At 50.2% G+C, this 25,577-nt stretch carries 22 protein-coding genes and 1 tRNA gene; 11 read left to right on the forward strand and 12 right to left on the reverse strand.

The window, feature by feature from the left end:
- Window positions 1–45: 45 nt before the first annotated feature.
- Together BTA51_RS06915 and BTA51_RS06920 are read right to left on the reverse strand one after the other, a co-directional pair.
- Complete coding sequence (locus BTA51_RS06915) at window positions 46–1,236, reverse strand: slipin family protein (RefSeq protein WP_094706660.1); 1,191 nt, start codon at window positions 1,234–1,236, stop codon at window positions 46–48.
- A gap of 316 nt (window positions 1,237–1,552) precedes the next feature.
- A tRNA-Leu gene (locus BTA51_RS06920) sits at window positions 1,553–1,628 on the reverse strand.
- A 292-nt stretch (window positions 1,629–1,920) separates the two neighbouring features.
- Between BTA51_RS06920 and rtcR the strand changes: the two genes are divergently transcribed.
- The 5 genes from rtcR to rtcA all read left to right on the forward strand — a co-directional run bounded on the left by rtcR (window position 1,921) and on the right by rtcA (window position 7,320).
- Window positions 1,921–3,510: an RNA repair transcriptional activator RtcR gene (rtcR, locus tag BTA51_RS06930; RefSeq protein ID WP_094706762.1), complete on the forward strand. Its 1,590-nt coding sequence runs from the start codon at window positions 1,921–1,923 to the stop codon at window positions 3,508–3,510.
- Between the two features lie 163 nt (window positions 3,511–3,673).
- Window positions 3,674–4,339 carry a signal peptidase I gene (gene lepB / locus BTA51_RS06935; RefSeq protein WP_094706763.1) on the forward strand — a complete coding sequence of 222 codons (666 nt, stop codon included), beginning with the start codon at window positions 3,674–3,676 and terminating at the stop codon, window positions 4,337–4,339.
- 310 nt (window positions 4,340–4,649) lie between these two features.
- Entirely contained in the window at window positions 4,650–5,063 is a 414-nt protein-coding gene (locus BTA51_RS06940; RefSeq protein ID WP_094706662.1) for a zinc-ribbon domain-containing protein, read from the forward strand.
- Window positions 5,053–6,267 carry an RtcB family protein gene (locus BTA51_RS06945; RefSeq protein ID WP_094706663.1) on the forward strand — a complete coding sequence of 405 codons (1,215 nt, stop codon included), beginning with the start codon at window positions 5,053–5,055 and terminating at the stop codon, window positions 6,265–6,267. The genes BTA51_RS06940 and BTA51_RS06945 overlap by 11 nt, the downstream gene beginning before the upstream one ends.
- A 54-nt stretch (window positions 6,268–6,321) precedes the next feature.
- Window positions 6,322–7,320, forward strand: a complete 999-nt coding sequence (rtcA, locus tag BTA51_RS06950; protein WP_094706664.1) for an RNA 3'-terminal phosphate cyclase — start codon at window positions 6,322–6,324, stop codon at window positions 7,318–7,320.
- A 4-nt stretch (window positions 7,321–7,324) separates the two neighbouring features.
- Here rtcA and BTA51_RS06955 read toward each other — a convergent pair whose 3' ends face one another.
- The 3 genes from BTA51_RS06955 to BTA51_RS06965 form a co-directional block, all read right to left on the reverse strand.
- Window positions 7,325–8,074, reverse strand: a complete 750-nt coding sequence (locus tag BTA51_RS06955) for an ABC transporter substrate-binding protein (protein ID WP_246840953.1) — start codon at window positions 8,072–8,074, stop codon at window positions 7,325–7,327.
- 113 nt (window positions 8,075–8,187) lie between these two features.
- Window positions 8,188–9,318: an aminotransferase class V-fold PLP-dependent enzyme gene (locus BTA51_RS06960; protein WP_094706666.1), complete on the reverse strand. Its 1,131-nt coding sequence runs from the start codon at window positions 9,316–9,318 to the stop codon at window positions 8,188–8,190.
- Window positions 9,319–9,471: 153 nt separating this feature from the next.
- On the reverse strand, window positions 9,472–10,149 hold the full coding sequence (locus BTA51_RS06965) for a pyridoxamine 5'-phosphate oxidase family protein (RefSeq protein ID WP_246840954.1): 678 nt from the start codon (window positions 10,147–10,149) through the stop codon (window positions 9,472–9,474).
- 41 nt (window positions 10,150–10,190) lie between these two features.
- Here BTA51_RS06965 and BTA51_RS06970 point away from each other — a divergent pair, with 41 nt between their 5' ends.
- Entirely contained in the window at window positions 10,191–11,654 is a 1,464-nt protein-coding gene (locus BTA51_RS06970; protein WP_094706667.1) for a PLP-dependent aminotransferase family protein, read from the forward strand.
- Window positions 11,655–11,685: 31 nt separating this feature from the next.
- On the opposite strand, the gene creD is transcribed toward BTA51_RS06970, so the two are convergent.
- Window positions 11,686–13,077: a cell envelope integrity protein CreD gene (gene creD / locus BTA51_RS06975; protein WP_094706668.1), complete on the reverse strand. Its 1,392-nt coding sequence runs from the start codon at window positions 13,075–13,077 to the stop codon at window positions 11,686–11,688.
- A 223-nt stretch (window positions 13,078–13,300) separates the two neighbouring features.
- On the opposite strand from creD, the gene BTA51_RS06980 reads away from it, so the two are divergent.
- Window positions 13,301–14,434, forward strand: a complete 1,134-nt coding sequence (locus tag BTA51_RS06980; protein WP_094706669.1) for a sterol desaturase family protein — start codon at window positions 13,301–13,303, stop codon at window positions 14,432–14,434.
- A 4-nt stretch (window positions 14,435–14,438) separates the two neighbouring features.
- Here the strand turns inward: BTA51_RS06980 and BTA51_RS06985 are convergent, their stop codons facing one another.
- The 3 genes from BTA51_RS06985 to BTA51_RS06995 form a co-directional block, all read right to left on the reverse strand.
- Window positions 14,439–15,404: a LysR family transcriptional regulator gene (locus BTA51_RS06985; protein WP_094706670.1), complete on the reverse strand. Its 966-nt coding sequence runs from the start codon at window positions 15,402–15,404 to the stop codon at window positions 14,439–14,441.
- A 72-nt stretch (window positions 15,405–15,476) separates the two neighbouring features.
- Window positions 15,477–15,863, reverse strand: coding sequence for an MAPEG family protein (locus BTA51_RS06990; protein WP_094706671.1), 387 nt, complete (start codon window positions 15,861–15,863; stop codon window positions 15,477–15,479).
- A 116-nt stretch (window positions 15,864–15,979) separates the two neighbouring features.
- Window positions 15,980–16,588, reverse strand: coding sequence for a MarC family protein (locus BTA51_RS06995; RefSeq protein WP_094706672.1), 609 nt, complete (start codon window positions 16,586–16,588; stop codon window positions 15,980–15,982).
- A 199-nt stretch (window positions 16,589–16,787) separates the two neighbouring features.
- Here BTA51_RS06995 and BTA51_RS07000 point away from each other — a divergent pair, with 199 nt between their 5' ends.
- Window positions 16,788–17,123, forward strand: a complete 336-nt coding sequence (locus tag BTA51_RS07000) for a hypothetical protein (RefSeq protein ID WP_094706673.1) — start codon at window positions 16,788–16,790, stop codon at window positions 17,121–17,123.
- A gap of 88 nt (window positions 17,124–17,211) precedes the next feature.
- Here BTA51_RS07000 and BTA51_RS07005 read toward each other — a convergent pair whose 3' ends face one another.
- Complete coding sequence (locus tag BTA51_RS07005) at window positions 17,212–19,722, reverse strand: M48 family metallopeptidase (RefSeq protein ID WP_094706674.1); 2,511 nt, start codon at window positions 19,720–19,722, stop codon at window positions 17,212–17,214.
- A 214-nt stretch (window positions 19,723–19,936) separates the two neighbouring features.
- Between BTA51_RS07005 and BTA51_RS07010 the strand changes: the two genes are divergently transcribed.
- A complete protein-coding gene (locus tag BTA51_RS07010; protein ID WP_094706675.1) occupies window positions 19,937–21,040 on the forward strand; it encodes a PLP-dependent cysteine synthase family protein in 1,104 nt (367 codons plus the stop codon).
- Between the two features lie 21 nt (window positions 21,041–21,061).
- Here BTA51_RS07010 and BTA51_RS07015 read toward each other — a convergent pair whose 3' ends face one another.
- Window positions 21,062–21,952: a DMT family transporter gene (locus BTA51_RS07015; protein ID WP_094706676.1), complete on the reverse strand. Its 891-nt coding sequence runs from the start codon at window positions 21,950–21,952 to the stop codon at window positions 21,062–21,064.
- A 219-nt stretch (window positions 21,953–22,171) separates the two neighbouring features.
- Here BTA51_RS07015 and BTA51_RS07020 point away from each other — a divergent pair, with 219 nt between their 5' ends.
- Both BTA51_RS07020 and BTA51_RS07025 read left to right on the forward strand, forming a co-directional pair.
- A complete protein-coding gene (locus BTA51_RS07020; protein WP_168188084.1) occupies window positions 22,172–22,651 on the forward strand; it encodes a GNAT family N-acetyltransferase in 480 nt (159 codons plus the stop codon).
- Between the two features lie 294 nt (window positions 22,652–22,945).
- Entirely contained in the window at window positions 22,946–24,214 is a 1,269-nt protein-coding gene (locus tag BTA51_RS07025) for an esterase-like activity of phytase family protein (protein WP_094706678.1), read from the forward strand.
- Window positions 24,215–24,337: 123 nt separating this feature from the next.
- On the opposite strand, the gene BTA51_RS07030 is transcribed toward BTA51_RS07025, so the two are convergent.
- Window positions 24,338–25,570, reverse strand: coding sequence for a Calx-beta domain-containing protein (locus BTA51_RS07030; protein ID WP_168188085.1), 1,233 nt, complete (start codon window positions 25,568–25,570; stop codon window positions 24,338–24,340).
- Window positions 25,571–25,577 lie beyond the last annotated feature (7 nt).

Consider the following 25,577-nt stretch of genomic DNA (forward strand, 5'->3'; position numbering starts at 1 on the left):
TCATTTCACTTATTAACTCGTCACTCTGGGCAAGCATCATGGTGACTACCTGCCAGAGTTATCCATTGTCTGGGCGCTTTTTCCATTCATGGCTTTCCCAGACATCGCTTTCCCTGTAATGGTAACCAGATCATTCATCAATCCTTCCAGTCCTCCGTATACCGTCAGATGACCGATGCGATCCGCGACTTTTTCCAACGCCTCAAGTTCCTTCAAGCGCAGTAACACAGGATTTCCTTCCATCATTTTGGCTGTGTTATGCAAAGATCTAGTCGCTGCCGTTTCTTCTCGACGGCGGATCAGATTCGCTTCTGCCGTTTTCTGAGCCTGTACCACTTGGTTCAGGATTTCCTTCATCTCTCCAGGCAGGATGATGTCTTTGACACCCACCTGTTCCAGTTCAAAGCCCATCTCCAGAAGCGGCTCAGCGACCGCCTTGCTGATGGATTTAGCGATGGCGTTTTTATCTGCCAAAAGCTCATCCAGGGTACGTGTACCAATCGCTTCTCTTAATGCCAGCTGTAAGCGGCGGTAAACATAGTCACCAGGATTCTTCACCTTTGAAACCGCTGCAACGGCATCCTTGAAGCGATAGGCGGCATTCAGGTTAAGGCGCAGGCTCACACGATCCTTGGTGAGAATTTCCTGTCCAGACACTTCCACACTTTGCCACTTCATTTCAATAACCTGGGTGGTCAATTCACGATTGAATGTCCAGTATCCGTAGCGGCCTGCTTTCAGGGTTTCTTTCAGCTCACCATCCACGTACAGCAACCCTACTGACTGGTCAGGAACCGTGATTTTTACCCAGGCTCTGCGATTACCGACGGTATCCAGGCCCAGACGGTCCAATTGAGACAATAACGTGGACGTTAACCGATATTGCTCAGCGATATTGATCATCTCCACCGTCACATCGGTCGCGGTTTTCCAGGTCACCAACCTGGCTCCAGGTTCCAAAAGGCTTTTGATCTGCCCATCCCGACGAACAATCCCCACTTCATCCTGGCCGACCATGATCACGTCAACTTCATTGCGAAAGGTTTCGAGGGTCAGCAACACATCCAGTTTTGAGTGCTGAACTGCCACATCTTTCAGCGAAAAGGTTTCCGCCTGATAGCGCTTGTTGGCTCCCCAAAAACGATAGCGTCCGGCGCTTAATACCTGGACCAGATGGCGGTCCCGGTACAACAAAACTTTTTCATCATCAGCTACATCGATTTTTTGCCAAAACATCTTACTTCTCCTTGGCTGTCCTAATTACATTCTTCTGTCCCAATAACACCTGAGCTGCCTGATATGCAGCACTGCTGTTTAAGGACCTGCGAGGGGAGACTGGTTTACCTGCCAGGGACATGACCAATTCACCCTGAATTCAATCCTTCCCTGGTTTGAACATGTCACGGGCAGGCGCCCACAATCTCTCGACTCACAGGTTTTGTATGCCTGATTCCTGCCGACAGCCTGACTGACAGAAATCTTCATACCGGTTTGGGCCGAAGCCCACTTTCATGTTAAGAGAGGAGTCGAACCTCAACCTTTCGGTTTACCGTGGCTGTTTGAGTGGGATTCGAACCCACTACCAATTGATTCTCAGTCAACTGCTCTACCCGATGAGCTATCAAACACATGAATGTCCCGGATGTCCGTTTCGGCGCACCCAGCGGCTCTGTCGGTACATCCCAACCCAGCGGGAGGATGCCAGCCTGATCTTCAGAATCAGCGCTGCTGCCAGATACCACATTCCCTTTTTCTATTTCATGGTGCGTGCCAATTGTCTGAAGTTATTCAAAGAAAATATTTATCTATTTGATTTATATGACTTTATTAAACAAAGGCTGTAATAAACATACATTTGACCCAAGCCCGACACCTATCGATAATGATCAAATTCAATCACCAGTTATCTTTTTGGATCATATGAAAACAGTTGTGATAGGCCTGCTCGGCACGGTAATGGACAAACGCGGAAAAGGCGTTAAAAGATGGAATTCCTGGCGCCCCACGATAGGCATATTTATGCAGGATGATCTGCTGGTCGATCGGGTAGAGCTCCTGCATGACGATCGGGATGAACGTCTGGCTAACAATGTGGGGGCTGACATTGAATCCCTTTCGCCGGACACTGAGGTTGGCCTGCATCGCATCAAGTTCAAAGATCCGTGGGATTTCGAACATGTGTACAGCACACTGTTGGATTTTGTCGAACGCTATCCGTTCAAGCCGGAGGAAGAGCGCTACCTGATCCATATCACCACCGGAACACACGTGGCACAGATCTGTTGGTTCCTATTATGCGAAGCCAACTATATTCCGGGAGCTCTACTGCAGACATCTCCGGGGCGGGGAGATAAGTCCGTTGCCGGCAACTATCATATTATCGATCTGGACCTTTCCAAATATGACGCTATCAGCTCCCGCTTTAAGCGCCAGCAACTGGAAGGCACCGAATTCCTGAAATCCGGTATTGCCACTCGAAATAGTCGTTTCAACAGCATGATTCAGCAGATCGAAAGGGTGGCCATTCGCTCCCCTGCACCGATTCTAATTACCGGCCCAACAGGAGCTGGCAAGTCCCAATTGGCAAGGAAGATCTATGAACTGAAAAATATGCGTGGGCTGGTTCAGGGGGAGTTCGTCGCCGTGAATTGCGCCACATTACGGGGAGACAGTGCCATGTCAGCGCTGTTCGGCCATAGTCGTGGCGCTTTTACAGGCGCACAAAGTGCCCGCAAAGGCCTGCTGACAAAAGCCCATCAGGGACTCCTGTTTCTGGATGAGATCGGAGAGCTCGGTCTTGACGAACAAGCCATGCTGCTTCACGCCATCGAAGAAAAAACCTTTTATCCCGTTGGTTCCGACAACCCTGTTCTCAGCGATTTTCAGCTGATCGCCGGCACTAATCGAGACCTGCAAAAGCAGGTTCAGGAAGGCAGTTTTCGTGAAGACCTTTTGGCCCGCATCAATCTCTGGAGTTACCAGCTTCCCGGCCTGAAAGACCGCAGAGAAGACATCGAACCCAACCTGGAATTCGAACTACAGAAAGCAGAGCAGCAATTGAGTCACAAAGTCAGTTTCAATAAGACGGCAAGAGAGCGGTTTCTGGCTTTTGCCAATCAACCGGATTCCTTATGGTCGGGTAATTTCCGCGACCTCAATGCGGCGGTACAACGCATGGCAACACTGTCTGACGGCGGCCGTATCAATGAAACCACCGTAAAGGAAGAATGCGAACGCCTGCAACGGTTCTGGCACCATACCCAGGCGGCCGGTTCGCTGCCCGCTTTAGAGGAAGTATTAAGCGGAGAACAGATAGAGGACATCGATCTGTTTGACCAGTACCAACTACGCCAGGTTATCGCCATCTGCCGGGACAGCCGCACAATGTCCGATGCAGGGCGCCAACTGTTTAACCGCTCAAGGTTAAAGAAGAGCTCCAGCAATGACTCACACAGGCTACGTCAATACCTGACCAAGTTCGGGTTGAGCTTTGAAGATTTGCAGGATTGATTCTTGTGCACCGGGCTCCCTGAAAGTGAAACACCGTCTCACCATCATGGCCTTTTCGTAATTTGTCACAGCCATGCAACCTTTTAGAATGCTCAAAAAGCATCCAGATTCAATGGATGACGATATCAGCAATATTTTGGGGCAACTATTTTTGAGGAAAGCTATGCAACAGTGGATTCAAAAACTCTGGCGGGAAAATAAAACGTTTCTGGCTTTCATCATGCTCATGTTTGTGTTTCGCAGCGCGGTAGCCGACTGGAATGAAGTTCCCACTGGCTCGATGAAGCCCACCATCGTGGAAGGTGACAGGATCTGGGTGAATAAGATGGCTTACGATATCCGCGTTCCGTTTACCCATATCTCTCTGTATAAACTGGCCGATCCGGAGCGGGGAGATATCGTGATATTTGACTCAGAGGTGTCGGATAAACGTCTGGTCAAGAGAGTGATTGGTGTTCCGGGAGACACCATCGCCATGCACGACAATAAGCTGTGGATCAACGGCAACACGGTTAGCTATCAAGACACCCCTGAGTCCCAGGAAAAAGCCGTCGATCCGGATACGGATCAACTGGAGTTTCTGCCAGGCGTTGAGCACTTCGTCCGAATAGAAAAGCAAAGTTGGTCGTTTTCCAATTTTCTTCCGGTTGTTGTTCCTGAGGGACAATATCTTGTGCTGGGGGATAACCGGGATAACAGCGCCGACTCACGGGTGATCGGGTTCGTACCAAGAGAGGAAATCGTGGGCAGATCCCGCAGCGTCGTATTGTCATTCAACTATGACAATTACTACATCCCTCGGGCCGATAGATTCTTCCACACACTTTAATACCCTCAATACCCTCAATATTCTCAATAATTCCCAACCAACGGCCTCACTCTCATCATATCGCTACCGGAGACAGACTCTGGTAGCGAATATCTCCAGCTCTCTTCATACTCAACTCAGTAATTTTTGATACTCAACTATCTAATTCGATAGATTTTCTCCTTCACACAATTCGTCAAAATATTAAATATTCTTATTAATCATAAACATACAAAATCACTAAATACTGGCACTCTTCTTGTTATTAAGAAAAAGATAAGAAGAGAAGAGAAGAGAAGAGAAGAAATGCAATCTCTCTCAATGTACCGATATGAAGAGCAATAAGCAGCGCCGTCTGGAAATAATAAAGTTACGACGTCTAAAGCGAGCACTTCGGGAGAAATCAAAAAGCGACCTTCCGACCTGGGCTTTACCGTTGAACGCTGTCGGAGCTGATCGCGTTGCCCTGAAACACAACAATACTTATGGTCCGCTTCCTGAGTACTATGTGGATAAGCCTTTTATCTGTGTGGATTGTGGAATGACTGAAGTGTGGACCGCACAGCAACAGAAATGGTGGTATGAAATTGCCAAGGGAAATATCAATACCACCGCCATTCGCTGCAGCGCATGCCGCCGGCGGGAAAAAGAACGTAAGGCAGAAGCAAGACGTATCCATCTTGAAGGCCTGGAAAAGAAATTGACACAGATAAAAAGCAGTAAAGGAGAACAATATGCCCATTGAAATTACCAACGTGGAAAAGGGCGTACCGATAAAAAGCTGGACGGTCGGCGTACCCTTCGAACCGGAAGCCCGTCAGCAATTGAAAAATATTGCATCGTTACCCTTCGTTCATAAGTGGGTAGCTGCCATGCCGGACGTGCACCTTGGTAAAGGGGCCACCATCGGGTCGGTAATCCCAACGTCAGGAGCCATTATTCCTGCAGCAGTCGGAGTGGATATCGGATGCGGCATGATGGCAGTAAAGACTGATCTGCAGGCCATTCAGCTACCGGATTCACTGAAGGAATTGCGCAGCAACATTGAACGGGCAATCCCTCACGGTAGAAAGCCCGGAAAAAGAGATCCCGGAAGCTGGCAGAACCTGCCCGACGATATTGCCGGTCGCTGGAACAGTGAACTTGCGGATCGCTTCAAATTACTGTGTGAAAAGCATCCGGTGTTGAAAAACACGAATAACGCCAAGCATCTGGGAACTCTTGGGACCGGCAACCATTTTGTGGAAGTTTGCCTCGACGAAAACGATGCAGTCTGGATCATGCTGCACTCCGGATCCCGCGGGGTGGGAAACCGCATCGGCGAGCATTTTATTCAGTTGGCGAAAAAAGAAATGGAACGCTTCTTCATCCAGCTGCCTGATAGGGATCTGGCATATCTGGCAGAAGGAACAGATTACTTCAACGACTATGTTGAAGCCGTCGGCTGGGCTCAGGACTACGCGCGAATTAATCGTCAGTCCATGATGAGACGCGCCCTGGACGCCCTGGCCTTTACCCTGAATAAGCCGGTTATTGCCGAAAAGGAGGCTGTGAACTGCCACCACAACTATGTGCAGAAAGAGCATCACTTCGGTGCCAACGTCTGGTTAACCCGAAAAGGAGCGGTGAGCGCACAGGAAGGCCAGCTAGGCATCATTCCGGGGAGTATGGGGGCTCGTTCCTTTATCGTACGAGGTAAGGGGAATGAGGAGAGTTTCTGCAGTTGCAGCCATGGTGCTGGGAGAGTGATGTCACGTACCCAGGCCAAGAAAATCGTCTCTCTGGAAGAGCATGCCCAGGCAACCTCTCATGTGGAATGCCGTAAAGACGCTGCCGTCGTGGATGAAACACCAAGGGCATACAAAGACATTGATGCGGTGATGGCGGCACAGTCAGATCTGGTTGAGATTGTGCATACCTTGCGACAAGTGGTATGCGTAAAAGGTTAATCAAGGCTATGGCTGTACCGAACAGGACACTGAGCCTTCAGGAACATAGACATAATGGAAACAATCATCATTGATGGCCGCCTGGGTGAGGGCGGAGGCCAGATCCTCCGTTCTTCGTTGACTCTGGCAATGCTGTTAGGAAAAACGCTGGAAATTCATCATATTCGTGCCGGCCGTCCGAAGCCTGGTTTGATGCGCCAACATCTTACCTGTGTGCAGGCAGCTCAACGAATCAGTAACGCTGCTGTCACCGGAGCCGAGCTGGGCTCCACCCGACTGGTGTTTTCACCCGGCCCAATCAAGGCAGGGGATTACCAGTTTGATATCGGCAGCGCCGGCAGTACGACACTGGTATTTCAAACCATATTGCTGCCGCTGATGCAATGCGGTGAAGCCTCTACCGTAGAATTTATTGGCGGTACACATAATCCCGGAGCGCCGCCACTTACTTTTATCAAACGCTCTTTCCTGCCATTGCTACGAAAGATGTCAGGAAATGTTGAACTGGAAGCCAAGCGTTGGGGATTCATGCCTGTTGGAGGGGGTCATTGGCGCGCGTTGATCAAACCCTCTCAATTATCACCCGTTGAATGCCTGGAAAGAGGTGAATTGGAGAGCTCAAGACTGACCGCTTATGAGGTTGGACTTCCCAACAGGGTGGCTGAAAGAGAACTTAGAAAATACAAAGAGGCTACTACGATACCGGTTAACGAGTACCGTGTCAGGCAGCCGGTTGCAGGCTCCCCGGGCAATTTACTCACCCACGATCTGGTATTTGAAAACAGTAACATCTGTTTGACCCATCTGGGTCGACCAAGAATCAGTGCTGAAAAGGTCGCAATGGAGTTACTGAATAAGGTTCAGGAATACCTTGCTACAGATGCGGTTCTTGAAGAACACCTGGCAGACCAGATGATGCTGCCAATGGTCGTAGCGGGTGGGGGGTGTTTCAGCTGCACACATTTGTCGCTACATGCCGAAACCAACATGGAAATTATCAGCCGGTTTACCGGAAGACCGTTGTCATTTGGCAATAGTAGACTGAGCTATTAAACTTTCATGGATTAAAATATTGGCGATACAGCTGATCGTAGCGGCCAGATGCCTTGAAATTATTCAGGGCGTCGGCCCATTGCTCGGGTGTAAGCATTTCAAATTGCCTGCTGGCCGCAATCCATAAGGGAAGTGTCATCAGCACTTCCCCAAACTGCAGCTTACTGTCGTTCTTTATCTGGCTCCAGCCATATACGGCTTCAGGCTGCGCAGTAAAAATCAGCGAAACATCTCCCCTCTCAAGGGCTTTATACAGCTCTTCTCCCGTTAGAGAAATATAGGGGATATTCATCGCATTCAGCTTTTCTTCCTGGGGAGTTCCCTGAATCACCCCAATACCGCGAATGTCCCGAGCTGCTTCGAAGCTGTCGGGAATAACCTCACCCTGAACGCCGATGAACATAATCGGTACGTCAAGGACTTTACAGAGCCACTGGTATTTGTCTTCTCGGGACGGAGTACGCCCCAAGGGAAAGATTATTCCCCTGGGATCCTTCTGGACCATATATTGAGCCCTGATCCATGGTAGATAGTGAACGACAGGGTTGAGCCTGAGATCATTGCTGAGCGCTGCTACCACTTCATTCAGGAAGCCGGGGGCTTGCTGATTACTGGAGGTGTAAATCGGCTCGTCTTCCAGATAAAAAGCTATCTTCTCGTGGGCCAATGCAGAAGGGACTGCAATATACAGGCAACATAGTACGATAAATCGTTTCAAACCCATTGTGGCAGCCAACGCTTCCTTTACCAACATGACGAAGATTTACATCTTCTAACTATAGACCATGCCTCCGAGCATCAGAGTACGTATATCAGATTTATGGTCTATGGAAGGAATGCACCTCTTCCGCACTGACAATACCCGAATCAGCCCTTCAGTTGTTCCAGGGCGTTTTCCAGTATTCCCACCGTGCGATCAATGTTATGCAGCTTGTCCAGACCAAACAGGCCAATCCTGAATGTCTGGAAGTCATCAGGCTCATCGCACTGTAAAGGAACGCCTGCGGCAATCTGCAATCCGAGCTCAGCAAATTTTTTCCCGTTCTGAATCATCGCATCCGTGGTATAGCTGACAACGACTCCCGGCGCGCCGAAGCCATCTGCAGCGACACTTGTGATTCCCCTTGAAGCCAAAAGCTCACGGACCTTTCGGCCCAACTCGAGTTGCTCATTCCGGACCTTATCGAATCCATAATCCCGGGTTTCCAGCATGGTATCGCGAAACTGTTTCAACGCATCGGTTGGCATCGTAGCGTGGTAGGCATGTCCACCATTCACATAAGCCTGCATAATCTGATGCCATTTTTTCAGGTCGCAGGCAAAGCTTGTACTGGTGGTAGTTTCGAGTTTTTCCAGAGCATGCTGGTTCATCATCACCAGGCCGCTACAGGGCGAAGCGCTCCACCCTTTTTGTGGTGCACTGATCAGGACATCAACATTGCAGGCCTGCATATCCACCCATACCGTACCGGAGGCGATGCAATCCAACACGAATAGTCCGCCGTACTCATGCACCGCCTCTCCAACGGCTCTGATGTACTCATCCGGCAAAATGATACCTGCAGAGGTTTCAACATGGGGGGCAAATACCACATCGGGCTTTTCAGCTTTGATCGTCGCCACCACCTCATCAATCGAGGCCGGCGCAAATGGGGACTGGGAACCTTCATCGATCCTGCGGGCCTTCAGCACCTTGGTATCGTTGGTAATCTGGCCCATTTCAATGATCTGCGTCCAGCGGTAGCTGAACCATCCGTTCCGGATAATCAGCGCTTTACGTCCGGTGGCAAACTGTCGTGCCACCGCTTCCATGGCATAGGTTCCACCACCCGGCACCACAGCGACGGCGGAAGCGTGATAAACCTGTTTGAGGGTATTGGATATATCCCGCATGACCTCCTGGAAGGATTGGGACATATGGTTCAGTGAACGGTCTGTGAAGACGACAGAAAATTCCATCAATCCTTGCGGATCAACGTCGGGTAGTAAGCCTGGCATGGTGCATCTCCTGAAATTATTCTTTTTATTTGTAACATATCCTTTAGCAGGATAGGGACTGGGATTATAAGAACTCCCCGGGCAGGAGAAAACCCCGGGGAAAAGAGCGACTATCAGTATTTAGCCAATACCACTGCTGCTGGTACCGCCGAGCTATTGTGCGGGTATGACCCCATTCCATACCGGCAGGCTAAGATCTTCCGGTTCTTCATTAGGGCCACCGGTGCGGGCCTTATAGGAACCTTCTTCGATAGGAATACGGAACAGGGCTGTGGACTTTCGCTCTTTGTCACTGGGCTCCCTGACTTGATCCCAACGTCCGGGTTCGAACTGGTTGATGACGGCCTCGAAAGCGTCATTGAATGTCTGCTTATCAGTCACTCTTTCAGCTTTGCCGTAGAGTACCGCTGACTCATAGTTGGCACTGTGATGATAGGCCGATTTACTCAATACCCATTCGTCGGTCACAGCAAACGAGATACAGAGCTGCTGACCACTTCCCATGACCTTCGACATCCTCCCACCGTTCAGCACGTGGACATAAAGATCATTTTCATGACGCCAAAGCGTAATGGGAATACAACGGGGTTCACCCTCTTCCACAAAAGCGATATGCCCGGTTTTCAGGCGATCGATCAGAGCATAAACCCGTGCCCGATCATAAGACGCCCGCTTGGTTCCCCGACGTACCTTACTACGGGGACAGCAAGTCATTGCTGGTACAGAGTTTTCCTCAGCTTCGCAGTTTTCAGTGACATCCACCTGCATGGAATCATTCCTCCCATTGGACATGTTGATGATGGAGGTATTAAAGAAAATATCTGATACCATAAACAGATCCAGATTCTGATTATTTATGGAACCAGTGACAGATGCCCCTGGCGATTACGACCGACCTGACCATTGACAGCAACCAACCCTTGCAGGTACAGCTGTATCAGCAGCTGGCTCAACGCATTATCGATCAGCGTTTTCAGCCTGGCAGCCAAATGCCTTCATCACGTCAGTTGGCTGCAGACTTGGGGATCAGCCGAAACACAGTATTAGCTGTCTACGACCAGTTAAAAGCAGAAGGCTTCCTGCAGACTCAGAGTGGCCGTGGCGTGTTTGTTCACAGTGATATTACTTCTGTGCTTCGTTCTCCACTTGGTTCCAAGACTCCTCGCCGCAGCATCTCTGCTCTCAAACCTAAGATCAACACGCTAAACATTGACCCGATCCGGACTTCCGACCTGGATAACAACCTTCCATTTACTCCAGGGCTGCCGGACATCCGCGAGTTTCCGATACGTCACTGGAACCGGGTCATTCATCATCAGGAGAATCGCCGCCCTCTAATGGGATATGACGGCATGCAGGGATATCTCCCGCTGCGCCAGGCGATTGCCGGCTATCTGCGTTCATCCCGGGGAGTACATTGTCATGCGGATCAAGTAATCATCACTAACGGTGCCCAACAAGCTTTATCCCTGGTGGCAGATATCTTTCTGCAACCGGGGGATTCCGTGTTGATTGAGAATCCAGGATATCGTGGTTCCCGCTACGCCCTGGGACGATATGGCCACAAGTTGGTACCGGTGCCCCTGAAAGACCAGGTCCTGGATGTACATTCGCTGCCCATGGCCGGGCAGGCAAAACTCTTGTATTGCACTCCAACTCATCAGTATCCCCTTGGTGGCATCCTGGATCTTTCACAACGGCTGACCTTGCTGAATTGGGCCATCGAGAACAACACCTGGATTATTGAGGATGACTACGACAGCGAATTCCATTTCTACAACAAGCCCATTGCAGCCATGCAGGGTCTGCTGGATAACTCACCTGTCCTTTACCTGGGAAGTTTCAGCAAAACCATGATGCCATCCGTGCGCATTGGTTATCTGGTCGTACCGGAATTTCTGGTGGATGATTTCGTGGCGATGAAACGTATCACCAGTGGAGAAAGCCCGCTATTCATACAGGCGGCACTGACTGAGTTTATCGAAAGTGGCCAGTTTGTACGCCATCTTCGCCGAATGCGTCAGCTATATCGCGAAAAGTGGGAGTATTTTCAGTCTCTGGTAATGACCAGCCTCGCTGATGTTCTCACCCCGGTTGCGGAAAGTGCCGGCATGCATCTGGTTCTGGAAGGTCAGTTTGATGACCTGGCACTCTGCCATTGGCTGCGTGAGAAAGGATTTGGAAGTGCACCGCTCAGTGCACATTTTATCGATGGGCATTCGGAGGGAAGTCATTCTCCCCGCTCCGGGCTGGTTCTGGGCTTTGCCAGCGCTAACCAAACTCAAATGCGGAACTGTGTTGAATTGATCAGGGAATGGTTTGACGCCATGCCCTGATCAGTACTTGCTTACGATATCGCGGCTCCGTTCACCCTGAGCTTGTCGAAGGGTCCTGCCGACCACTCTGAAGTCGGAGCTCAGTCAACCGGTACCAGTCCACTTTGCGGGTCGCAAACATCCCTATGGCAAGCAACACGAACAAACCGAATGAACCATAGAGCAATGCGAAATCCTGCTCCTGCAGCAACGACAGCAAGTATCCATAAAGCACTACCAACATCACCACCAATGCCAGTGTCCGGTAACGGTTACCGCTGAAATAGCTGCAATACCAGCCAAGCTGGCAGACGACTGCAGAGCTGGCGATGATATAGGACAGCCATACACCGATATGCTCAGATAACGACAAAAACAACAGATAGAACAAACACAGCGTCAACCCTGTGAATAAATACTGGATCGCGTGTATCGGCACACCCGAGAGCACTTCAAATAACCAAAGACAGGCAAAGGTACAGGCCAGGAACAACACTGCATATTTCACACTGCGCTCAATCGTCTGGTAGTTGCCGGTATACTGGGGCGCCATCACACCAACAGAAGGCAATGTATCCTGGGTCCAGGAGGGTTGATCAAACATCCAGGAAGCCGGCAATCCTTTCGCCAGAAAGGGAATATTCCAACTCCCCGAAAAACCTGCCTCATCAATGTCACGCCGGGTAGGTAACCAGTCTCCTTGAAAGCTGGGATCTGACCAGTTGCCGGTAATCTCCACCTGACTCTCCTGGCCGATAGGAGTGATGTATAGTCCGCGGCTACCGTTCAATACGAGACTCGCTCTGAACGGGATGCGGGTTTCCAGATCCGGAACACCACCACTCAAACGGGCATGTATACCCTCCGAATTTGCCATTCGGGTCCCCGGCTGTGGTGACAAAGGTAAACCGTTCCACTCAAGAGTCAGTGGACTTTGGACGGCACGCACATCTCCCAGAGCAATGGACAGTACAGCTTCATCCCACAGCACCTTATCCTGTGGATCCAGAGAGGAGAGAGCCTCCTGCACTTCAAACTGCCCGGATAACTCAGCCCTGGCCTGATACAGAGGTACTTCATAGATGCCCCGATAACGAACCTCGCTTTCCATATTCACACTGACATCCAACGAAGAAGGGGTCACCATCAGATAGCGCCGTTTGGTGTAGCCGGAAGCATACTCGCCGCCTGCCGACTTGATTTTCGACTCAATCGGAATAATTAACAGGGGGCCGGTAAGTGACTGCTCTCCTCCCCACTTATCCGTAATTTCCGACACCACGGAGTCATATCGATTGGCCCGTTCCCAAATGAGATCCTCCACTTGCGATACCGGAATCTGCAACAGCAATATCAAAAAGGCGACCATCAACGCCTTGGCCAGGGGCGATCCGGTCAGGCGCTCCCGAAATCGATGCTTTAATGCTTTGTCTTGTTCACTCACCAGGATTCTCCTCTGTTATCCCCGGTCGATTACAGCAGACAAATCCGGCAAACCCCGGTAACAATCATGGCCAATTATGGCAGGGCGCACATATTGATACTCACAGCCCAATGGTGATGCACTTGTAACAGAACAGTGGCCTCCAAAGATGATAAATGCTCCAATAGACGCCATTCCTACAGACGACTAAAGTAGTGACAGGCGATAAGGACAGGAGAACGACGTGAGCAAGGTATTACGGGATAAATACGAAGATCTTGAACTAACCCCCGGACAGGGCAAAATCAGTGCGGCCATGTCCATTGGCATCGGGATTCTGTCACTATTCGGAGCCTTTTGTTTTCTGCTACCGGAGCTGTTTACCACACCAGACTTTCGAGGGTTCTACAATGCTGATGTATTGAGGGTTGCCCTTCAGATCAGCATCGCCATCGGGTTTGGTTTCGGTCTGTACTCCATGATGAAACATCGCACCATGAAGTATGGACTGACCGGAATGCTGTTAGCGACAATTGCAGCCTTGGTGGGATCCGGCCGTATCGAAGCACCGGACATTGATACCCGTAATCTCTATGTAGGATTGGACTACTTCATCCTGACTCTGTTGGTTCTGGCTTTGGTATTCATTCCCCTGGAGCGGGCGTTTCCCAAAGTGAAGGAACAGAAAGTCCTGCGCAAAGGCTGGGTGACAGACATCAAATACTTCATGTTCAGTCATCTGGGCATCCAGTTGATCAGCTTTTTCACCATCATTCCCATTCAGGTGTTTCTGCACCAGGTAACCACCTGGGAATTCCAGAAAGCGATAGCTGCTCAGCCGCTCCTGCTTCAATTCATTGAAATTCTGTTGGTTGTGGATTTCGGTACCTATTGGATTCATCGGGCGATGCATGAAATTCCTGCCCTGTGGAAAATACATGCGGTACATCATTCTACCGAGCATATGGACTGGCTTGCGTCTTCCCGTCTGCACGTGTTCGAAATACTGGCCAACCGCTTCGCAGGATATCTGCCAATATTCGTGCTGGGCTTCGCGCCTTCAGCCTTATACGCCTATCTGGTCTTCGTATCTTTCCATGCCATTTTTATCCATGCGAACGTAAAATTCCGCTTTCCGGTTTTGCGCTGGGTATTGGCGACACCGGAATTTCATCACTGGCACCATTCTTCGGAAGAAGCCGCCATCGACAAGAACTATGCGGGATTCCTGCCGCTATATGACTGGTTGTTTGGTACCACTTACATGCCGAAACAACTGGCCAGCCAATATGGTACGGTATCTGACGATATACCCGACGGTATCGTTGGACAGTTTCTCTATCCCTTCAAAAGCTGGTTTGGTAAATCTACCAATTAACGGATTAACGGACTAAGCCGGACTTGGCAGATGCCTGAATTGCCGGTTTGACCTCTATCGCCCGTATTCCCGATGAGTGACGACCTGATCCTTCTATCTGCTGAAGGATCAGGTCCACAAACTCCTTCAGATAAGGCTTGGCTGTCTCAGCACGAAAAGCCGCATGCCAGGAAAAATGAAAACCATAGTTGCCGATACGCACTTCCTCCACCCGCCCATCGGCCAGGGCATTGGCAACCAGATTTCGAGGTAAAATGCTCATGCCGTCACCGGATTCCACCATGGACACCAAAGCCTCAAGATCCTGAATTCGGTGAAAGCGGCCCAATGTGACATTGTTAGGCTGTAAATATCGCTGATGCAGATAGCTGCCTTCCAGTTTGAAATAATAGACAAAGTCCTGCCCCTGCAAATCATTTACTCTAAGGTAGGGCTTTTTGGCTAGTGGGTGTTTCCGGTGAACGATGGCAATAATTTCATCGTCCTGCAGTGGAACATAGTTCAAACCGCAAGTGGGCAAAGCCTCCCCCAGAATGGCCAGATCAATCTTTTGAGCTGTCAGACTTTCCAGCAGACGATCCACTTGAACCACTTCCAGGTCAACTTGTGGATAGAGCTTCCTGAATCGCCCCATAACCGGGCTCAACCAATCACTCTGGTGGACCCGGTCAATACTGATTCGAAGCCGCCCACTGGCCCCTCCACTGAATTTTGCCATCTGCTCTTCCATCACCAGGATATCCTGCAGAATGCGCTCCGCATGACGATAGAAACTGTGGCCCGGCTCAGTCAGTACCATGGCTTTTCGGGTACGCAGGAACAAAGGAAAACCCAACCGGCTCTCCAGCTCCATTAACTGCTTGCTTAATGCGGGCTGCGACAAGTGCAGCTGAGCGGCGGCGTGGGTAATGTTCTTGGTATCAGCGATGGTTTTCACCAAGCGCAGCTGCTTGATATCAAGGCGCAGCATGGAATGTCCCCGGTACTGGATCAATAAAAGCACAATGATCTACCGGCTGGCTGCGCCTGACAAGGTTTCAGTTCAGGATGATGTCTGAAGGAGGATGGTAATGGCAGCGACAAGTTGAATTACCAGTGTCACCGCGTGGGATATCTGTCTGACCCTATGCTGCTTACCAAGTAACGCCCAAATGTAAAACAGCCTCACGACAACAAATCCAATCCCCAGCCAATAAGCCATGGACATCTGACCCGCCTGCTCCACAAAGAATAACAGGAACAGAAACAGCAGAGATTGCTCCAGTGAGTTTCCGTGTACGCGTATAGCGACTGTCAGAGGTTTAACTCCGCCGTCACCATAGCTCACCTTATGCTTGATCCGCATACGGGAAACATTCAAGGATAGAGCAATTAAAATCAGTGCCAGAATGGCAGCAATATATCCCGTGAAATACAAACCAGCCTCCATAGTATTATCTGAGAAGTTAACAGACCTTGTGATAAGACTTTAGATCACTCGGAGGACAGCGTAAAAGCACATCTTTTCATGCCCACCATAACCTGAGGTTATGGTGAGTGCATCCATTACTGCAAAGGTGCCAGATACCCCATCACACCACTCATCAGTATCTGAGCAGCCATCGCGGATAACACCAGACCGGTAATTTTACTCAGCACATTCAAGCCGGTACGGCCGAGCAGAGCTTCGATAAAGTTGGCAGTAAACAGTATGGCACCAAGACATGCCAGTGCCAGCAACAAACCAACAATGCCGATCAACATATCCCAACCCTGTAATTCCGCACCGTAAACCAGGATGGTTCCGATGGTCGCCGGGCCAATAATATAGGGTACGGCCATTGGTACGACAGAAACATCATCACGTTCTTCCAGGGGCACATTAGTGGCGTGGGTGCGGGTACCGTCCTTCACCAGACTGATTGCAGACATCATCAGCAGAATACCGGACCCAATACGGAAAGAATCGAGTGTGATGCCTAATACATCAAACAGATCACGGCCAAAGAACAACAATACAAGACTGATCGCGACCGAAGCGATCAGAGCCTTACGGGCCACATGGTTGCGGCTTGCCCGGGATTCACCCCGTGTCAGGGTCAGAAACATGGACAGCACGAAGAATGGTGCAAACAGGAAGAAAAATTTAATCCAGGTGGAAATTAACAGACTCACAAAGCCCCCCTTACAGTGGTTTCACAGTGGGGCGCTTTTTCGGACCGTTAGTACAGCCTCCAGGTTCCCCGGAAAAGCGCGTATTCTATTAATCTGGCTGATGGAAAAGCATATGGCAAATGTACCTACTAGAATGACTTTGCCTGAGCAATCTATCCAACCAGCTTTTACCCCTTATTAGACAAGTAGTGAGGTCTAGATGAATAAGCGTTTTCTGTCCTTTGTGTTTGGCTCTCTGATCATTTCCACTGCTGCGGCCAATCCTCCTGTGATGAAAAATGATCCCAAACGGCCCGTCGATGAAATAAGCCGGGATTTAGGCATCACACCGGATCAATTTATCGAGTGTTTTAATAACGTCAACCCGACACCAGGGGGAGCACGTCCTGAGTCCAGTGAAAGGGTCCACATGAATAAGAGCGTCCTGTTACCCTGCTTGCAAAAGGCTAATCCTGCCATTACCAATGACTCCCTGGACACGGTCATGGACCGTTATCGCCCCGGCGGCAGGGAAGCGCAAGAGCCAAGGAATTAACTAATATCCAGAGTGGTGCTTAACCCTGGTGGAAAAGGCTAGCTCTAATCGTCGTCAGAGCTTTCCAGGCTAGTACTGATCGATATTTTCAAGCGACGGCGTTTTCGTCCGCGGGTTGGATATCTTTGTTCTCTTTTTTCTCTGGGTTCTCCGGGTTCACGGGGTTCCGGCGATGACGGATGTCCGACTCTGCTTCATCCAACAACTGGTGGCTGGCCTCCACACTCAGGCATAGTGCCGCCAACTCACCCAGCGTCCGGTACGATATAAAATTCAGTACCCGACGGCAGCCGTCCAGCAGTCGATATATGGAAACAGGATCAAGCCCCTCCAGGTTTTCCACATCTATATCCCAGCCGTTGGCAAAGTCCAGTAACGACTGTTGTTCCTGGGTTTCCAGATGCACGCTGATGCCTTTGGCGATATGCGAGAATTGCAGCAGAATCTCTTTTCCATACTGGGCATACTGGTTAATCGCAATTTCCAGCCCATCGGGAGAACCTTCCGTACCTTGTTCCCGCAGCAAACTGTCAAGAACGATGATTAATTCCGGTAACTCAAACCAGATGCTGTTTGCCTGCCTAAGCTGAACAAGTGTTTGCCGTAGATGTATCGCTTTTGACTGGACTCCAGACTCCATCAGATCAATCGCAACCGCAATTCTGTTACTCAGTAACCTATCCATGGAATCAGACAAACGATCCTGAAGTTCCTTGAATTCCCGTCCCCACTCCTGGTAATGGGATTGGGCTGCATCGAGGGTGCCGGCTTTTAAGCCAAAGTCCTCATTGTCGATGGAAAATCCTGCTTCCAGATACCCCATCGCCCGCCGGGTTGAGCGGCATTTTTCGACTGTCTGCCAGAACAACTCAAGCTGCGCTTCAATTTTTTTCAGGTTTTGCAGGTATTGAGTTCGGGCGTCTTCCAGTGACATCGGGTCCGCAGCACTTGTCCGCAGTTTGATGATTCGCGGACTGTACATGCCGCGCAGATATTGACTGACCGCCTTATCCACTGCTTTTTGCTTCTGCTCCAGTTGCAGGATTTGCTCAGACGGTGCCAGCGCTTTCTCCACATCCTTGAGCCCTTCCTGGCTGTAGATTCTCAGTGTCATCGTCTTGCAGAGTAAATCAAAGCAGGGCATAAGCTTCGCCGCAGGAAAATCATGCTGCCAGATGCCCTCAAAGTTAGTCGCTTCGGCCATCGCGATTCGGTCATTGTTTGCCGGGTGAGTATCCCAAACCTCAGTTTGCTGCTTATCCATTTCCTCTGCGATGTGCTGTCGCTGCTCGGAGGTCAGCTGACTGCTTAGAATAGCCGCCAGGTGCGGCAGACTGTCCGGTAGCCGGCTATCGTTCCAGGTGGCCCGCCACAATTGTTCACTCTGCTGTCTTCCGACAATCAGGCAACGTATAGCCTCGGAGATTTCTCGAGTCATACAACTTCCTGCCACAAGGCTTCCATAGCGGTCGGCATCATATTCCATCTCCCGGGACATCCAGCAGGTGGTACGAAGATTAAACAGGTACATATATTTCATCAGCCAGCGGGTAGCCAGGATCATATTCCGACACAGAAATATTCCCATCTCGACGACAAAGACCGGCGAGTACTCGGACCACTTTTTCAAACGTCGATCCCAGTTATCCTCCCCGAAAGCACAGTCCCACATCCAGGCGTTTACATTATTGATCACCTGGCTTGCAAACATCGCATTCCGTTGAGTGAAGTGGCCAAACTCATGGGCAATGATGCCAAGAAACTGTCGACTGTTGAGACCTGCCACCAGAGGCAGGCCGACGGTCAAAACCAACTTCCCCTGCACCAGACTGAACAACCCCTTTTCCGGAGCCACACTGGCATTCACTTCGTCATTGACATAAATCGCCACCGGCGCCGGAATGCCCATGCGCTCCGCCAACAGCTCAATCAAGCGGTAAAAACGTTTATACCTGCTGCGGTCCAGAAGCAGATCGGGGGATTCCTCCTCTCTGGTAAAAAAAGGTTTGGCCAGGAATAGTGTAAATATGATCCCTATGACGATAGGAATGAGATAGGCAATGAACAGAAAGAAATTCGGTGTCTTATGATCAAACAAAGTCAGCAGATATACCGCATAGGAACAGGTGACATACACCGACCCCAGCACCAGGGAAAAATAGATAGTGGGAGCAACCAGACTGATCAGCATCACTGAGATGAGACCCAGCTTATAGGTCAGGGTAACAGGCAACTGATGAATTGGCTGCCGAAAGGTCTGCTGGAATAACTCCACCAATTCCCGGGTTTCAGCCCGCTGTTGTCGAATATCTGTTTTTTCGGCTGCTTTAGGGGAATCAGAAAGAGGATGCTGTTTTGTTTCAGGGGAATGGGGATGCATCTCCGCCAATAGCCCGATCTTACCGAGCACTTTGACGTACCGCCGCGCCTGCTCTTCAGTAAGCTGCTTCTTCAGCATGACAGGCTGCGCAATGATCCTGATGGCTTGGGCTTCCGTTACATTCAGGTGCCTGATCAGGCTGCTGACAATGGTTTCCGGATCCCGATCGGCCGCCCCGGCGCTGCGAACGAAATAGCGACTGGCAGAATTCCCTTCCATATTTCCCCGTGTTCAATCAAAAATGTCAAAACCAGACTTTTGTCATCTTTATTCAATAAACCATTCAAACGATACAACTTGTATCGTAGATTGACTGCCCGAAATTTACCCCAAGCTATGGTGGTTTACCAGAATTCCCCTTTCCAAAAAGCTTCAGTTAAGATGATCGGCTAGTTTTTTTCGATAAACGGTTAATCAACAGCGGGCAGCTCCCATGAATAAGAACTCGATTGCCAATACCACGACCAGTGCCTCCGCCGGCAATATCAATAAGTCCTGGGTATGTGAAGCGATCCGGAAAATCAACGCAGACTATAACCGGTCATCCGATACACATCTGATCAGAGTTGAGTTGCCATGCTTTGATGACATTACACTTTACCTGAAAGACGAATCCACCCACCCGAGCGGCAGCTTGAAACATCGTCTGGCGCGATCCCTGTTTCTTTATGGTCTCTGTAACGGATACATTCATGAAGACACGACTATCGTCGAGTCCTCTTCAGGGAGCACCGCAATCTCCGAAGCTTATTTTGCACGCTTGTTGAACCTGCGCTTTATTGCGGTGGTTCCGGAAACCACCGCGAAGGAAAAACTGGATAAAATTCGTTTCTACGGCGGTGAATGCCATAAGGTGCCGGGTAAAGACATCTACACCGAGGCCACACGCCTTGCCGGCGAGCTCAACGGCCACTACATGGATCAGTTCACTTATGCAGAGCGGGCAACGGACTGGCGTGGCAACAACAATATTGCCGAAAGCATCTTCCATCAGATGGGTAAGGAATCCCACCCGATACCTGACTGGGTCGTCATGAGCGCCGGCACCGGTGGCACTTCGGCCACTATCGGACGTTATATCCGGCTGAATCCGGAGTTTTATCATCGCACCCGATTATGTGTGGTAGATCCTGAAAACTCCGTGTTCTATCCCTATTTCCAGAACAGAAACCCCAACTTGACCAGCGAGCACGGATCACGAATAGAAGGGATTGGACGTCCACGGGTAGAGCCCTCCTTCCAGCCGGATGTCATCGACCGTATGCTGAGCATCCCTGACGCAGCTTCCATTGCGACCATACGCTGGCTGGAAGGCATTCTGGGCCGCAAGTGTGGAGGTTCCACCGGCACCAATGTCTACGGAGCCCTGCAGTTGATGCAGGAAATGCAGCACACCGGCACCAGCGGCAGCGTCGTCAGCCTGATCTGTGATAGTGGCGAGCGTTATCTGGACAGCTACTACGATGACAAATGGGTCAGCAAGCAGGGTCTGGATCTTGACCCTTATCTTCAACAATTACGCACCATTTGTTCCTGACAGAAAGGTTTATAGATGGTCTCAGCGGCGGATCAGGCCGCCGACCATCTCACGTACAAACCTCCACCGCGCCACCATCAATGCGGTGAAAATCAACCCACATCCCATTGCCTGGGTCGCCGCCATGGTTTCTCCGAACCAGATTGCGGCGAGGCAGGTCGTCAGAACAGGCTCCAGAATCATAATCACGGCGGCGTGGCTGGCAGATGCCAGGCTTTGAGCGTATATCTGGAAAAAGAATCGCATGCAGGTGGCTATCACGGTGCTGGCAAACAACCACCACCAGATATCAGGGGTGACGGACTCCGGCCAAGTCTCAAACATAAAAGACAGCAAAAATGCCACCACTCCGACCGTTAACAGTTGAACCGCAGTCAGTGCAATGGGGGACATTCGCCTCACCACCTGGGAGGTGTAGGTAAACTGGAATGAAAATACTAGTGCCGCCACTAGAAAAAAGAGGTGCCCGCCATCAAGGTGCAGACCATCTTTCAGCGTTAACATTGCCAGGCCAGACAGAGCGATCGGCAACGCAATCCAGCTGGTACGTGCAGGACGTTCACCATAGAGAACAAAAGCCACAATCGGAACCAGCACCACCGCCAGACTGGTGATGAATGCTCCCACGCCCAGATGCTGGGTATACTGCAGACCAAAAATCCATACACACAGAGCCGCTGAAAAGGCCAGACCTGACAAGAAAGCTGATTTTCGTTGCGCCTTATCCAATGAATTCAAACGCGTTTTGCCTGTCAGGACCAAGATGACGCCTGCACCAAAAAAGCGTGAAGAGATGAATAATAACGGCGGCAGACCTACCAATGCTTCTTTGGAAAAGATCCAGCCGGCAGCGGCCAACAGGGTCACTAAAACAAGTATCAAATCGGCTTTCAATGATGATGAAAGGGGCACAAATACCTCAGGATAAGTGTTTTGCTTTACCTAACGGCAACTTGCGTAATAAAGCAAAATCGATTGTCGGACAGCCCATGTTTTTGCGCCGGTTAGGCTACACCTGGACTTCAGGCTATGGTATACAGTTCTCTTACACAAAAAATAATTTTCAATAACGAAAAGAAATCAGTTCAAGCTGATCCTGTATTACAACCAATAATCGAGGCAACGAGAGCTATGGCTTCGACCACTCTAACAGAAATAAAAATCAGGACCGCGTCGTCTCAAGATGCTGGTATTGTAGCGGAACTCGCTGCACAACTTTATTCGGAACTGGACCTCCATGGCCAGGAACAGATTGACCAGACAAAACTCACCAATACGGCTCAAACCCTGCTTGAAGGCCACAGAATTGTTGCCTTTATCGCAGAGGAAGATGGCCTCCCTGTAGGATTGATTACCCTGCATCGGTGTGCAGCCCTGTATGCCGGCGGAGAGTTCGGAGAAATATCCGAGCTTTACGTCACCAGGGACCACCGCAAAATGGGTATCGGACAGGGCCTGTTGGCAGCGGCATCCCGCTTTGCCAGCTCACAGGGTTGGGAGAGACTGGAGCTGGGTGCGCCGGCGGGCTCCCGCTGGGACAATACTTTCAGTTTCTACGAAGATTACGGGTTTGCGGCTATAGGGCCCAGATTGCGTCTTCTTCTGAACTGACAAATCCTGGACCGGAACTCTGCGGAGTTCCGGTTTTATCTCCAGACGATCGAACTTAACAACCAAAACTGCCCGCCCCCTTATCTCAATTTATCCATATCCAATTCTCAATTTATCCACATCCATTTCTTAATTTAACAACATCCAAAAAGCACTAACCGGCATCACGCACAGCCACTGCCTGGGTTAATGCACTTGGACACAGCCTGTCATGTTTCCGTCATGTTGCTGTATTAGGTTCTGAACAGACTCAACTGTCGACCCACATTCCTTACAGCATTAACAGGATCCCATATGAAACTTTCAGGATTACGCAGTCTGATGGCTGTGGTGATTTGCGTCTCCGCGACAACGACCATCGCTGCCGAGTTTGGTGCAAGTACCTTACCTTATTCTGTTATGTCCAGACTGGACAATGGTACCGAAGTCCACAACGGGGGGTTTGGTTCAGCCATGACAGCACACCCGACAAAACCCGATCACTTCTATGTGTTAACAGATCGCGGACCCAATGCCAGTTTCACCGGGCCTGCAGGTAAGGGGAAAAAATTCCCAGCCTCCGACTACACGCCTCAAATTGCGGAAGTTCAATTAAAGGCAGATGGCTCCCTAGAGATTGTCAGGACCATTCTGCTGCAGACGCCCAGCGGCAAACCTATTACAGGTCTACCTAACCCGGAAGGTATGGGCGCTACAGGAGAGGTCCCCTACGATAATCAAGGAAATGTTTTGGGATTTGATCCTTACGGATTGGACTCCGAAGGCCTGGTTGCCATGAAAAACGGGACCTTCTGGATCAGCGATGAGTACGGTCCTCACATCGTTCATTATTCGTCAGAGGGCGTGGAACTGGAACGCATCAACCCGTTCGGGTCCGGCACAGGTCATCGCAAACTTCCAGCCGTTTTCGCCAATCGACGCGCTAACCGTGGTATGGAAGGCCTTGCCATCACGCCAGATGAAACAACCCTGGTCGGGATTATGCAGTCGACCATGTTCAATCCTTCCAAGAAGGAAATCAGCAACAAAACCCTGACCAGAATCGTGACATTCGATATCGCCAGCGGAAATACCAGGCAGTACCTTTACCGACAGGATGCGGACAATCTCTCCAACTCCGAGATTGCGGCCATCAATGACCATGAATTCCTGGTGATAGAGCGCGATGGTGGTTTTCTCGGCGAGAAGGCCAAATATAAGCGTCTCTATAAGATTGACTTGAGTCATGCCACAGAAGTGGGCGGCGATTTCCACGCGGCTACCGGTATGCTGGTGAGTGGCAAGACCCTGGAACAATCCACCTGGGAAGAATTGGCTCAGGAAGGTATCCAGCCGGTAAAAAAAGAATTGGTTGCGGATATTCTGGCAGACCTGCAATACCCGCATGACAAACTGGAAGGACTCTGGATTCGCAGCGCCTGGGATATTGGCGTCATTAACGATGATGACTTTGCCGTCACCGTCGATGATCAGGGTGTTGTCACACAAAAGATATTGAACGCTACCCACAAAGTGGACGCCAATACTTTGTACACCTTTAAGTTGAGTAAGCCGTTGCTGTAAAACTAGGCATCCGTTCTGATTAAAACGGCTTTATGCCCAGAAAAGCCTTAAACCCAGTAGAACTCTACGCCCAGTAAACATAGGCGCGGACACTCCGCGCCTATCCGAACGAGATGACCTTACTTAATTACCTTCGTAATTAAACTCCAGGATGGTGACCGTCTGTTTTAACTCAATATTGCCGGAAAATACCTGACTGTTGTTGCCATAGTAGACCCTGACAACATAAGAGCTCGCTGCACCAGCATAATGGTTCAACTCCACTTTATAGTGGCCGAGGGGGGCAGCCTCTTCCCAAAAAATGTTCTCTATAGCTTCAGTGACACTTGTATCCACATTATCGACATCCAACTGACCGGTCAGGTCTTGGCAGACGGCCTTCCTGTTTGCAAATGAGATATGATTTCCGCAAGGGTCAGTCACATGGATATCCAGGTCGATAGCATCTGACGGCCATTCCAAATTTACCCTGACCACCCCGGATCCTCCTTCCAGATCATCCTGAGGAGGGGCCTCACCTAAATCCACCTCGTCGTATATGAGTGCAGTTCCCTGGGCCACATAGGGCTCTCCATTAACACTGTAGCTGACGTTCAAACCGAAAGTCTCAATACCTTCACCGGTTTCGTCAGCCAAAATAGGTACGCGAACTTCCTTAAGCGTCTCACCAGGAGCAAAGGTCACGGTGCCGAATGTTGCTTCGTAATCAACGCTGTCCATTGATGTGCCGTTAACCGTTTCGAAATCGACCACAAAGTCAGAGGCTTGAGCAGGAGACAGGCGGATCTGGAAGAGAGCGTAATCTGCGCTTTCTGCAACGACCACACCTACCACCGTCACCAGGCTGGATTGCGGTTCAACCCTGACTGAAACAGTATCATAGTTAACATTTCCGGAAGCATCCTTGACCGTCAGCCTAAACTTCAGCAACTCAGGGCCGGTAATGTCAGGTGTAATAAATGCAGGGTTGAGTGCGGTTGGATTGGCGAGAGTTACGTCGGACCCCTTCAGTTGATTCCAATACACTGCCGTAATATCGTCCATGCTTGAGTCTGCTTCTCCATGAAGAAACAGCACCACATTCGGGTCTGCGACCTGATCGCGCCCTGCATCGACAGTGAGATATTCAGCACCACTGACGGGAGCCGTGGCCAATGCCTGAATGCTGCCACTCCCACCTTCGCTTTCGGAATCCCGATCACCGGAAGCACTGTTGTTGGATTCTTGCTCATACCTATCTGAGTCCAATGAGCTGCTGGACTGGCTGCAACCATCCAATATCAACGTACCCAACAACAAAACTAAACCGGTAGCAATGTTTCGCATGATTTGTGACATGGTGATAATCCTCTCCATTGAATTC

The organism is Hahella sp. CCB-MM4, assembly GCF_002260525.1.
Lineage (GTDB): Bacteria > Pseudomonadota > Gammaproteobacteria > Pseudomonadales > Oleiphilaceae > Hahella.